The sequence below is a fragment of the Prevotella melaninogenica genome (assembly GCF_003609775.1).
GTDB classification, from domain to species: domain Bacteria; phylum Bacteroidota; class Bacteroidia; order Bacteroidales; family Bacteroidaceae; genus Prevotella; species Prevotella melaninogenica_A.
In genome coordinates this window covers 853,505-866,000 of sequence record NZ_AP018049.1, presented here as the reverse complement: position 1 = coordinate 866,000, position 12,496 = coordinate 853,505, and the positions used below count along the sequence as shown (strand labels likewise).

At 35.6% G+C, this 12,496-nt stretch carries 12 protein-coding genes and 1 pseudogene; 8 read left to right on the top strand and 5 right to left on the bottom strand.

The window, feature by feature from the left end; genetic code table 11:
• Positions 1-8 precede the first annotated feature (8 nt).
• Genes PMEL_RS03485 through PMEL_RS12195 form a run of 3 tightly spaced genes read left to right on the top strand, consistent with a single transcriptional unit; the run spans position 9 to position 780 of the window.
• Positions 9-407, top strand: coding sequence for a hypothetical protein (locus PMEL_RS03485; RefSeq protein WP_120173986.1), 399 nt, complete (start codon positions 9-11; stop codon positions 405-407).
• A gap of 12 nt (positions 408-419) precedes the next feature.
• Complete coding sequence (locus PMEL_RS12200; RefSeq protein WP_172586740.1) at positions 420-584, top strand: hypothetical protein; 165 nt, start codon at positions 420-422, stop codon at positions 582-584.
• Between the two features lie 58 nt (positions 585-642).
• Entirely contained in the window at positions 643-780 is a 138-nt protein-coding gene (locus PMEL_RS12195) for a hypothetical protein (protein ID WP_172586739.1), read from the top strand.
• Between the two features lie 1,585 nt (positions 781-2,365).
• Here the strand turns inward: PMEL_RS12195 and PMEL_RS03480 are convergent.
• Positions 2,366-2,932, bottom strand: a complete 567-nt coding sequence (locus PMEL_RS03480) for an NUDIX hydrolase (RefSeq protein WP_120174624.1) — start codon at positions 2,930-2,932, stop codon at positions 2,366-2,368.
• Between the two features lie 845 nt (positions 2,933-3,777).
• Between PMEL_RS03480 and rplU the strand changes: the two genes are divergently transcribed.
• The gene (rplU, locus tag PMEL_RS03475) at positions 3,778-4,095 is read left to right on the top strand and encodes a 50S ribosomal protein L21 (RefSeq protein ID WP_120173985.1); all 318 of its coding nucleotides are present in this window, start codon (positions 3,778-3,780) and stop codon (positions 4,093-4,095) included.
• A 16-nt stretch (positions 4,096-4,111) separates the two neighbouring features.
• On the top strand, positions 4,112-4,402 hold the full coding sequence (gene rpmA / locus PMEL_RS03470) for a 50S ribosomal protein L27 (protein WP_004361192.1): 291 nt from the start codon (positions 4,112-4,114) through the stop codon (positions 4,400-4,402).
• A gap of 108 nt (positions 4,403-4,510) precedes the next feature.
• Here the strand turns inward: rpmA and PMEL_RS03465 are convergent, their stop codons facing one another.
• The gene (locus PMEL_RS03465) at positions 4,511-5,383 is read right to left on the bottom strand and encodes an abortive infection system antitoxin AbiGi family protein (RefSeq protein WP_120173984.1); all 873 of its coding nucleotides are present in this window, start codon (positions 5,381-5,383) and stop codon (positions 4,511-4,513) included.
• A gap of 123 nt (positions 5,384-5,506) precedes the next feature.
• Positions 5,507-7,048, bottom strand: a complete 1,542-nt coding sequence (locus PMEL_RS03460; RefSeq protein WP_120173983.1) for a sulfatase family protein — start codon at positions 7,046-7,048, stop codon at positions 5,507-5,509.
• Positions 7,049-7,539: 491 nt separating this feature from the next.
• Here PMEL_RS03460 and PMEL_RS03450 point away from each other — a divergent pair, with 491 nt between their 5' ends.
• A complete protein-coding gene (locus PMEL_RS03450; protein ID WP_120173981.1) occupies positions 7,540-8,268 on the top strand; it encodes an HAD family hydrolase in 729 nt (242 codons plus the stop codon).
• A gap of 770 nt (positions 8,269-9,038) precedes the next feature.
• On the opposite strand, the gene PMEL_RS03445 is transcribed toward PMEL_RS03450, so the two are convergent.
• Positions 9,039-9,443, bottom strand: coding sequence for an OsmC family protein (locus tag PMEL_RS03445; protein ID WP_120173980.1), 405 nt, complete (start codon positions 9,441-9,443; stop codon positions 9,039-9,041).
• A 308-nt stretch (positions 9,444-9,751) separates the two neighbouring features.
• Between PMEL_RS03445 and PMEL_RS03440 the strand changes: the two genes are divergently transcribed.
• Positions 9,752-10,624 (top strand): endonuclease/exonuclease/phosphatase family protein, encoded by an 873-nt coding sequence (locus PMEL_RS03440; protein ID WP_120173979.1) that lies wholly within the window; start codon positions 9,752-9,754, stop codon positions 10,622-10,624.
• Positions 10,625-10,845: 221 nt separating this feature from the next.
• Here the strand turns inward: PMEL_RS03440 and PMEL_RS03435 are convergent.
• Positions 10,846-11,373: pseudogene (locus PMEL_RS03435) on the bottom strand (hypothetical protein); the annotation flags it as partial.
• A 177-nt stretch (positions 11,374-11,550) separates the two neighbouring features.
• Here PMEL_RS03435 and PMEL_RS03430 point away from each other — a divergent pair.
• Positions 11,551-12,489, top strand: coding sequence for an IS30 family transposase (locus PMEL_RS03430; RefSeq protein WP_120173978.1), 939 nt, complete (start codon positions 11,551-11,553; stop codon positions 12,487-12,489).
• Positions 12,490-12,496: the final 7 nt, after the last annotated feature.

The window sequence follows — 12,496 nt, the reverse complement described above, 5'->3', positions numbered from 1 at the left end:
AATATAATATGGAAAATATGGCTAATGAATTGACAGACAGAGAGTTTTATAACCTCAAAAATGGAATAATGCACCAGCATTTCAAAGGGTTTGATTACAAATGGGGTGAAAACCGAATATATTGCGCAAAGGTGACAAAAGAAGGTGAATATCAGTGGATAAGGTGGAATGATAACAACGGCTACGACCTCAACAGCATAAAAAGAGGGGACGTTATAATGCTGCAAAAAATGCACCATACCAAAAACAGAACAATAGACAAAATATTTTACAAAGTAATTTCACGAACGAAAAGTAAAATTATAGCACAATGGGCAAATAATGATATAGTTTACACCACTTACAGAAAAGCATTAAAAGCACCTTTGCCACGTGTGCAAGACATTAAAGAACTAATTAAAGAATAAAGATAAAAAGATATGAATATGTTATTTTTAATTTTTATACTAACAGCCGTCTTTTGCGGTGTAAGTATCTTTTGTATGGGTGTCGATTTAGGCAAGGAATTACAGAAGAAAGAACAAGAAAAACAAGACAAGGTATTAAAAGAGATTAGACAAAAAGGATATAACGTAAATGTTTAATACTCAATAAACTAACCAGTAAATCAATTAAAAAATGAATAATTGTATTACAAAAGAAATGAAGGATATAGCAAAGCAGGAAATTGAGAAAAGACGCAAAGAAGAAATAAATATATTAAAGGAAAAAACAGCGAAGGAAAGAAAGATAATAAATGAGAAATACGATACATTTATAAAGCAGATTAACGCACTTTAAGAAACATACAAAAATATTCTTTTCAACTCAATATATAATCAAAAGGGAGATAACTAATAATGGTTATTTCCTTTTTTGTATATGCAAGCAGAAAGAAAAGATAAATAATAAAATAAACATACCAACCCAATAATACAATATAAGGAGATAACACACACTATCAAAGTGTTGTTATCGTAATATAAGCCAGCACAAGGCACTAATACAAGCGATATAAAGCGGTAATAGTGGCAAGGTGGTAAAGTTAAAAGGCAACAAAGGAACAAGCCAATACAAGCGAATTAAACGGCATATAGCAAATATATAACACAGATTGAAGTAATAGTAAACACCAAGCAGTCAAGGAACAGACACAACACCACGCACGACAATAATAAACACCAAGCAGTCAAGCAGGCAGGCAAGCAAACAACACTACCAATTAATAGCAAGATAAGGAGTAAAGGAATAATACACACAATATCAACGTATTAGCCGTTTATTTGCCGTCTGACAGCATATAACGCTATTAGTGGAACAATACACCACAACGAAAGACAAAGGACGTTACAACGGCTTAGAATGAGTATTTAAGTAATATAATAACTTGATAATAAGATATTTAAATAAGAAAATATTTTTTTCATAGATTAGTAAGTTTATTAGTTAATGTTAAGGAGAGAGTTAACCACCTTCAAAGGGTGGTAACTCTCGACTGACTTAATTATGAATGAATTATAAAAGGGTTGGTATTAGATTGATTGTATAATGATTAGTGACACCAAGGCAGTAACACAGCAGGGCAGAACAACAACCAACCACTACAGACGGCAAGGAACTATATAACATCATCTATTAACTATCAAGGTAGCACACACAGACGACACACCAAGGCAAGTAAAGGACACAGACAGCACAACAGCCAGCAATTACCGAGGAAGTAAAGAAAGAAAAGCAGGAGGAAAGCAACAAGGAAGCAAGCAAGGAAAGCAGACAGACAACGACAAGTAATGTAATTAAATAAGGCAGGCAGGGGGGGGAGGCCTTTTTTTTGAAGGGGGGCCATGTTTTAAACCCCTCCACCACTTTCTTTCACACAAACGGAAATTTTCTGAAGTTCTGGAGCGAGCACTATTTATTAGTATTTTGTTTTTCCTTCTTTTTCTATTTTACTTTAGTAAAATGTTAGAAGTGAGTACAGCAAGGAACACAATACACAACAGCCCCAAAGGGGAACTAATAAAAACCTACCAACCCAAGGTATTAATGAAACCCTATTATAAAGGGTGTCATTAATAACGCTACATAACATCAACATATAGACACCCCCACACACCTATATTATAAGGTGGTGGGGGCTTTTCTTTTCTTATTCTAACTTTCCCAATTACTACCTTATATAATGGGTTGGTATGTTTATTTTGTGAATGAAAGTTAACTATTTGGAAATTCCGAACAAATCATTTATCTTTGCCGTATACATCAAAAGAACCACGCTTAAGAACGTGTAATAATGTAAAAATGTAAATTGCAATATATCAGCAAGTTAGCAAATAATAATCATAATCTTATATTTTGAGAAACTATTATTCCCTACCATCCTGAATTAATCTATGATGGTAAAGTATTTCCATAGTGGAGCTACCATCATCGACTGAATAAACTCTCCACGTAATAACATTTCTTTTACTTCTTCCTTAGAACGAAGAAATACCTCAATATCTTCTGTGTCATCAAGTTGTTGATTGTTCGTTTTTTTGACGTTACGAGCATAAAAGCAATGGCAAAGATTATCCATTGTACTTGGGTTTGCAGAGATAATCATAATCTCTTCCCATTCTCCACCTGTATAACCTGTTTCTTCTTCTAATTCACGTTGTGCAGCTTGTAAAGGTGTCTCGCCTTCTTCTACAACTCCTGCACAAATCTCAGTCGACACAACACCGAGTCCATGTCTATACTGACGTTCCAAAATAAGTTCTCCATCTTCTGTTTCAGCAATAACATTAATCCATGTTGGATATGATAGTACGTAATATTCGTCATAAACCTTTCCATTAGGTAACTGAACGGTATCACGGCGAGCCTTTAACCAAGGTCGATTAATAAGTTGCTCGGAGGAGAGTGTACTCCATTTCATATCATTATCACTGCGTTGTTTTATCTTGTTCATAAGACCATAAACTATTGATTCTACAAGTACAAAGTTATGATATTCCATTTTAATGAGCAAATAATCTACTTGTAGTTTTCTTATTTAGGTTTTAATATCTCATCAACAATAATCATGTATTAAATTCTCCTTTATCATTAATCTACCTATACAGTAGAAAGAATAAACAAAGAATTTCTTATTTGTTGACAAAAAAATCAATTATAATTTATATATTTGTAAACGAGATGGAAAGGGACTGCCGCAACCTAAATTGTTTACTATCAGAGGTATGCTCTGCGGCTGGGCTACCCTATGGAGGACATGACTATGAAACGTAAACCAAAAATGCACAATGAGCAGGAGTTTAATCTTGATAATATCTATCAAGAAGATGAGCGTCAACTTGATAATTTAGATGAATGCTCCCTTGATATGACATATAAATAGTTTGGAACTAAGGCTATGATAATAGTGTAATCTTTATGTAGATAAAAGGTTAGCATTATTTTGTTATGGTCTTAATGACTTATGTCTTTTCATTAGACCTTCGTTAATATTATGAAGGTTGTTAGTATTTGCGCTTTTAGTTCTTAGTGCCATAATATAAGATTAATATGGATTTTTAATGTACATAATTTTGTATACATACAGTATCTTAATACCCTTATAAGAGGATTTTATAGAATGTAAAAGAGAACAAATGCTCTAATTATTGTTAATTAAGTAAGATTTGTCACCTATTATTATGTTACATAACATTAATTTTTAGTAACTTTGCACCCGATTATGCCGTTCTGGGCTCAGAACAAGTGCTGAATAGATGCTCAGCCGCCCAACGGTACAAACCCGTTTACAATATAAAAATGTACGCAATTGTAGAAATTAACGGTCAGCAGTTCAAGGCTGAGGAGGGCAAGAAGCTCTTCGTAAACCACATCAAGGATGCGGAAGAAGGCAAGGCTGTTGAGTTTGACAAGGTTCTGTTGGTTGATAACAACGGAACAGTCACAGTAGGCGCACCAACTGTTGAGGGCGCAAAGGTAGTAGCTGAGGTAGTAGCTCCTCTCGTAAAGGGCGACAAGGTTATCGTCTTCAAGATGAAACGTCGTAAGGACTACAGAAAGAAGAACGGTCATCGTTCACACTTCACTCAGGTAGAAATTAAATCAATTAACGCTTAACAAGGAGGACTTAAGAATGGCACATAAAAAAGGTGTAGGTAGTTCTAAGAACGGTCGCGAATCAGCTTCAAAGCGTTTAGGTGTTAAGATCTGGGGTGGCCAGAAGATTATCGCAGGTAACATCATCGTTCGCCAGCGCGGTAACAAGCACTTCCCAGGCGAGAATGTTGCACAGGGTAAGGACGACACATTGTATGCACTTGCAGACGGTGTTGTTTACTTCCACAAGGGCAAGTACAACAAGAGTACTGTTTCTGTTCTTTCAGAGGAAGTTTACGCTGCTAAGACTGTAAAGCCAGAAGCTTAAAGCGAAACAAACAAACAACTATTCCAAACAAACAACATAATCCCGGTCTCCTTTTGGAGCCGGGATTCATGCTTTTATTGAGTTATACTTTATTCTAAATTGATATTCCTAAAAGTCTCTTTTAATTTGTTCTAAACTAATAACTTTAGAAACAAGAGAGTATCTATCTTTATCCTCTATCTTATTACCGCAAATTTCTTTTAAGTCAATTAATCGTTTTATAAAGTTGGGGATTAATTCTTTTGTAGGGACAATAATGTACTCAATGTCATCTACAGTGAAAAGGAGTGGCATTTCATTAATGAACTTATTTTCTCTTTGCTTTCTCCAACTCTCATATTCTTCTTTTGTCCAAAACCATTGACAACGAGTATTTTCATTGAGCTTTGTATGTTCAGGTAAAACTATTCTCCATTCGCATTCGTCATAGTTTATCTGTTTATTACCATCATGAATAGACTGATATGGTTTCATCAAACTTATTGCTTGAGTAGATGAGCGATGATATTCTATACTTTGAAGGAAAAGTCTCAAGGTATTATTTGTATATTCTGCAGGCAATACCTTCCCCTTGTAATGTCTACCATTAACTGTAACATTTATTTCTGGTGTATGAGATTTTTTTGAAATTGTATCAATCTCATGTCTGTTTTCAATCCCAACACTCCTTAATTGAAAGGCTACTTCTACTGATGAAAGGGATGTTACATAGTTGACTGGTCCCAATGCTTCTTTATATTTGTCTAAAAGCTTGTCTTTTGACAAGCCAATTGCATATTGTCCATACTTTGATGAATGCTCAAAACTCGCACCTACTGGAATATCACAAAAACATATCATAGGAATACCAAGACATAAATCATCTGAGAACTCCTCTCTACAATAGGAGAACTTCAAACCTTCTCTCAAAATATTAATGACAATATTTTGATTCCTGGTATAATGAAATAAAGCTGAAGTGTGACTATTCTTCTTTACCATAATTACGTTGTCTTATATAAAGCATACTACAAGAGTAGCTCCCTGAGTCCTTCCTTAATAGTATGCAATGAAATATGTCATTCATACTTTAAGGGAAGGGAAAAGTATCCTATAATTAGCTTTTTATTTACTTCTCTCGCTCTTCAATATCGATTGCATACGTGAGACCTCATCTGCATGTTCAGCAGCAACATTGTTTGTTTCGTAAGGGCTGACAGTCATGTCATAAAGCTGTGGAACTGGAAGATTTCCTGTTTCAATCTTTGGTCCCCATTGAATCATCTTTGGTCCATTGCTTGGCTCGATGTACCGATATTGAGAGGTGAGAACTGAAAGAACGTGCGTATTAGATTGTCCAATTACATAGTCGCGCCCTTTTGTGTCAGTACCAAGAAGTGTTGAAAGATAGTCTCGACTATCTGGTGCACTACCCTTCGGGAAACGAGCACGGACAAGTGAGCCCAATGAAGAAAGAAGGTCTATCTGACTAACAAGTGCTTTAGAGACCATTCCACCCTTAATTTTACGCGGCCACGAAACAACAAAAGGTACAGCTGTTCCACCCTCAAAAGCGCTGTATTTATTACCTCGGAATGGTCCTGCAGGACTATGTCCATTAAGTAATTCTTCTGCACGATCTTGGTATCCGTCGTCAACAACTGGTCCATTATCACTGGTAAGAATAATAAGCGTATTATCATCTATCTTTAGTTCGTGTAGTTTCTTCATTAATTGACCGACTGTCCAATCAAATTGAACAATAGCATCTCCTCTTACTCCCATTGAATTCTTTCCTCGAAAACGCTCGTGAGGAAAGCGAGGAACATGAACATCATTGGTTGCAAAATACATAAAGAAAGGCTCCTTCTTATGATTTTCAATGAATTTGACAGCATGTGTAAGCATTGAATCGGCAAGATTCTCGTCTTTCCAAAGCGCCTTTCCTCCACCCTTCATATATCCAATTCTTCCAATTCCATTAACGATAGACATATCATGGCCATGGCTTGAACGCATATTATAAAGAAGTTCAGGATTCTTCCGCCCTGTAGGTTCACCATCAAAGTTTTTTACGTATGACACTTCTATTGGGTGAGCTGGATCATAGTTTGCAACCTCCCCGTTCTCTATAAATACACAAGGAACGCGGTCAGCAGTTGCAGCCATAATATAATGATAATCAAAGCCGAGGTCACCCAATGACTCTGGTAAGGGTGCATTCCAGTCTTGCTCACCCCCTTTATCACCTAATCCGAGGTGCCACTTTCCTATCGCACAGGTTGCATAGCCACGACTCTTAAACATATCTGCCATTGTAAACTGGCTAGGTTTAATAATCATTCCAGCATTACCTGCAGCCACATCCGTACCCTCTCGACGCCACGCATACTCACCTGTAAGAAGTGAATAGCGAGATGGGGTACTTGTTGCAGCGACAGCGTGGCCATTCATAAAACGTATTCCTGACTTTGCAAGTCTATTAATATTAGGTGTCTGAACGTTTTTAGCACCATAACACTCTAAATCACCATAACCAAGGTCATCAGCTAATATAATAATTACATTTGGCTTATCTGTGGCTGTTCCACGTGTCTGTGCTAAGGCCTCCTGACCAGTTCCGATTGCAGATGATAATAAGGCTATTGTTAAGAGTTTTTGTTCCATTTTATTCTTAGTTTCCGATTAGGTAAATTGTTAGGGGTTATTAGATGTAACTTTAATGAAAATAATATCCATCAGCACTCGCATGCCCAAAGATTTAAGCGACCACAAAGAAAGCAAAAATAATTGAGATAATCAAATTTTTCATTGTGTAAATTACCACTATAATTTCTTTAATTTTACTTTTGAAAATGTTAATAGAAATACTGCAAAGAGTAAGCTTATTAATAAAAAGTTTTATTTTGTCGATAAATATATTATATCTGCACATAATTAATAAAAGTGAAATTAACATCTATAAGAGTAAAAATGTTGTAGAAAAACTTGCGATAACGAAAAAAAAGACTATCTTTGCTGCAAAAAGAAAGAAAAGGAGGATTTATTATTTTTGAAAGGAAGTTTATTATTTACCGTCTACGACCGGCCTTTATTGGACAAGGTTCAATAAAGAAGAGAATGTTTACGATAACAATAACATCTAATTTTTTAGGCTTATGACGGAGATTTCACTTATAGCATTTGATGCTGACGATACACTGTGGGGTAGTCAGACCTACTTTAATACAGTGGAAAAAGTGTACTGTGAGATTCTTGCCCCGTATGCTTCTGCAGATGAGGTGTCCCATGCTCTCCGCGCCACTGAAAAGGCAAACATACCACTTTTTGGTTATGGAAGTAAAGCTTTCATGTTATCATTAATAGAGAATGCGGTCAAGATCAGTCACGGAAAAGTAAAGGGTTATGACATTGGACAGATATTTGAGGTAAGCAAGGAATTACTACGACTACCAGGTCATCCTTTTGACGGTGTTAAAACAACATTATCGAAACTGCGTGACACTGGTAAATATCGAATGATTGTGTTCACAAAGGGAGAATTGCTTGATCAGGAAAATAAGTTTCAACGCTCGGGATTACGTCCCTACTTTGATGATATTGTTATCGTATCGGAAAAGACATCTGATGCTTATAAGCGTCTTTGTAAACAGTTTGGTGTGAAGGCAGGACAGCTTCTCACAGTTGGAGATACGTATTCTGAGGACATAGCTCCAGTACTAAAGATTGGAGGATGGGCTGTTCACATCCCAAATTATATGGGAGATGAAGACAGAGATTATCTTAATAAAATTCATCCACATTTATTGAGATTATCCAGATTTGCTGAACTTACAAATTTCTTGACTCCTAATGCAAGATTAATAGATGAGAGTAAGCTTTCCTAACATATATAGTTATGCATTTTGTTGAAGTTTACCAATATCTTATAGCATATAGATAAATAAGGCTCTTCCGTTAAATGTGTGGACGCTTTTCGTATTGCTTTAACGTAAGAGCTGAGGTTGCTCATTAAACAAAATATGGCTAAGACAATCAACATTCTATCCTATTTTCATCCTCTTTCATTGAAAACCTTTTCATTTTAAGACTTCGAAAACTTGTAGACAAGAGTTTGAAAAATTATTACATAATTTCAAAGAAAATATCTATAAATAACGTCAAAAACACATATAAGAAGTAGGTATACAATCAACAGAGAATCAAGTAGTTACTAAGTGGTAAAATAAAAGGTGCTTAATTGGACTTCAAAAGGGCGTTAGTAAGGGTCTTAAAGGGCACCTTTTGCAAGTCAATTGGGCGTCTTTTAGAAGCCAAAAGAGTATGTGTTGGTTTTGAAACGCATGAAAATAGTTTACAAACTTCAACTAATGGGGGAATAAGTTGTTTGTAGAAGACAGATCGATATCGCAGCTAATTACGTTTATCATATAGTTTATCCCCCTTTATAAAACCATCTAAATGGGGGTAATTATTCCGTTTATGTGGATTAATCTCATTCTATTAACAATCTACGCATTTAACGGAAGAACCATAAATAAAGTCCTGTCATAATCAGTATGTTGTTTATGGCAGGACTTTTCTTTATCTTTAAGAATAATTATTCTCTCCTCTTCATCTCTTATTTCGATAAACTTTTTAGATAATAATGAGATTTTTAGTCATACACAAAGGTAAATACTTTCTCAGCAGTTAAGGTATTACCGACAAAGCAAGCCTTGTTAGCTATATATTCAAACTTCTTCCGCTGCTTTTCATCAAATGAAGCTTTAAGGTGAAAAACTATTGGAATACGAGTAACCGTAAACTTCTTCATATCTTCTTCGCACTCCCCAACTTCTGCATAACAGCCAGAGAAGTCTACTCCTCCACGTTCAGCTTGCAAGCCCATCAGCGTTAGAACACAAGCAGACAGAGCATTACCTAATAATTGAACTGGGTTTTGATTTTCTCCAAGACCTCCAACAGCCTTACCAGCATCTGTTGTTACGACTACCTCTGATTTTACATGCTTTGCTTCAACACGTCCTTTTCCTTGATAAATTGCTTTTGTTACTACCATAATAAATTATTTTTAATTTTGTTATTAATATTGGTTTATATATAATTTCATGTTAAGAATATAATATGGCAAATATAATATATAAAGTTGAAAAAAGCAACTAAAAAAGAAAATTACTATTAACTATATAAATAGTATATAAAGCGACATTGAGATTATATAAAACAATTTGTATGCCTTCAATAAATAATACATAATATGATGATGATTGAAAAACATTATGTACTTTTGTAAAACAGAACTTTATACTAAGAAAAAAGATTACTCTTCATTTATATTGAAGTTATAAATATCAAAGAACTTAAATCATGAATAAACTTACATCACTTTTTTTTGCAATGCTATTATGTTGTAGCCTCTCTGCTCAACGCCTTTATGTTGGCACATATAACATTCGTTATAACAACCCGAATGATGAAAAAGAAGGCAATGCATGGACACAACGTTGTTCACATTTGTGTGACTTCATCAATTTTGAACAGCCAGAAATATTTGGTACACAAGAGGTTCTTGTAGATCAACTACATGACCTAAATAAAGGCTTAGATGGTTATGCTTATATAGGGATAGGTCGCGATGATGGTAAAGAAAAAGGAGAATATGCAGCAATCTTTTATAAGAAAGAGCAACTTAGATTATTAGAAAGCGGCAATTTTTGGCTTTCAACGACTCCAGAAAAAGCTTCTTTTGGATGGGATGCTGCTTGTATTCGTATATGTACATGGGGTAAATTCCAAGATATATCAACGGGAATGCAGTTTCTTTTCTTCAACACTCACATGGACCACGTGGGGGTTATAGCACGAAGAGAAAGTGCTCAACTTATTCTGAAGCAAATTAAACAGCTTGCTAAAGGGTTACCTACAATTCTAACAGGTGACTTTAATGTAGATGAAACCGACGAGGTTTATCAAATTTTCTCTCACTCAGGAGTATTACGTGATTGTTATACTAACGCTCTACAATACATGGCTCCCACGGGAACATGGAATGACTTTATGCAGGATAGTCGTAGTAAAGCACGCATTGATCATATCTTTGTTACTTCAGATTTTAATATTCCACATTATGCCATCTTTACAAATAGCTATTGGCTTGGTAAGTCACGTCGTAATATCTCTGATCATTATCCCGTCATGGTAAAGCTTACATATTCACAAGCCAAAACTAAAACAAGATAATTAGGATTTCCTTTATATCAATTTAATATAGGTATTATAGTCTTTTATTATATTGCAAAACACAATATAGATTAATATAATAAATGAAACACAGTTTGTGTTTATACGTGAACACCAATGGTGCTCCTACTTAGCACCATTGGTGTTCACATATGATACAATTGTTCAACTTAATATTTTCAATCGAAAATTAAAGTTATTTTGAGTCTTATTAAAGGGGTTTATTTTTGACTATGTCGTAGTTGTCGACGTAAATATGCCTTGTATATCATGTGCCACCATCTTGAAACAGGACGTCCCCAAACTGTTTCCGATGGGAAATCAATTGCAAAATGAAGATTTCTATATATCTCGAGGAAATACTGTGAGTATACTGATTTACCTGCAAATGCATAACGATGATCATGAAAGCCAAAATTTCCAGCCATCAATATTTCTGAGACAAGAATTTTACCTATTCTATGATTAGGTTCCATCAATAAGTATTTGTCAGGTAAACCAAATATTTCTTTCATCACATACATTACAGCTGTAGTAAACTTATACATTCCCACATCTTTAAGTACATGAAGAGTTTCTTGACGTTCTTCCTCACTGAATCCTCGAAGTAACAAATAATAATAATCTATCATTTGTCTTAATCCGATACCCTCAAAAAAGAAATGATGCATCAAGTGAGACAACTGAAATACACGATTAAAATCATCTGTTACAGTGTAAATCTTTCCTAAACCATCTGGCAACTCAGTCATGCAAGTTCCAAAACGAAGTGCAATAAAAGAGTGTCCCTCTCCGAGAGATGCAGACGTTCTCGACGCGTAGCGAGAGGTTGTCTGCATCTCTCGGAGAGGAAAAAGAAACAACCAGCAATACAAATAAAAAAGGAGACCGAAGTCTCCCAAAGATTAACTAACTTTGTATTGCAAATGTATCATCAATTAATCTCGGAGCAAAGGTCGCAAATTTTTGCCTTACTCCAAAAGAAAACAGCGAGAAAAGAAATTGCCGAGATCGTCGGTATTAGTCAGTCAACACTCTCACGTGAAATCAAACGCAACAGTACGCCTTCGGGAAAGTATATCTGGACGAAGGCGCATGATATGGCTATGCAGCGCAGAAAGAGCACGGTAACTAACGCCAAACTCTCCGACGAATTAGTTTGGAGAATTAAAGAATATATTATCAACGACCAGTGGTCTCCAAGACAAATATCAGGGTATCTGCGCATAAATGAGAGTATAGAGGTCTCCCACCAGTCCATCTATAACATTATCCACAATGACACAACAGGGAAGCTTGCAGAGCACACAAGGCATAAGATGAAATACAGGCATCGTCCCCAAGGCGGACATCTTCCAATAAAGGACAGGGTGAGTATCCATGAAAGAAGTAAGGAAGTTGACGGGAAGAGATTCGGAGATTTTGAGATGGACTTGATCGTCGATCCTGCCCAGCACGCCATACTCACAATAGTGGAGAAATCCACCAATATGTTGTTTATGCAGAAACTGCCATTTGGAAAAATGTCAAAGCCTCTGGTAAAGGTGGTTAGGAAACTACTGCTGCCATACAAAGACAGCCTGAAGACAATTACAACAGATAACGGACCTGAATTTGCAGCACATAAGGACATCACAAAATACTTAGGAGTGCCCGTGTACTTCGCTGACCCATATTGTTCATGGCAAAAGGGAACTGTTGAGAATACAAACAAATTAATCAGGCAGTATATACCTAAAAAGGATTCGTTTGATAAATATACGGACAAGAGAATTATGTCCATACAAAAGAAATTGAACGAAAGACCAAGAGAAAAATTAAACTTTTCTAATCCAAAGTGCGAGTTCTTTAAACACGTTTTGTAATTTTGCA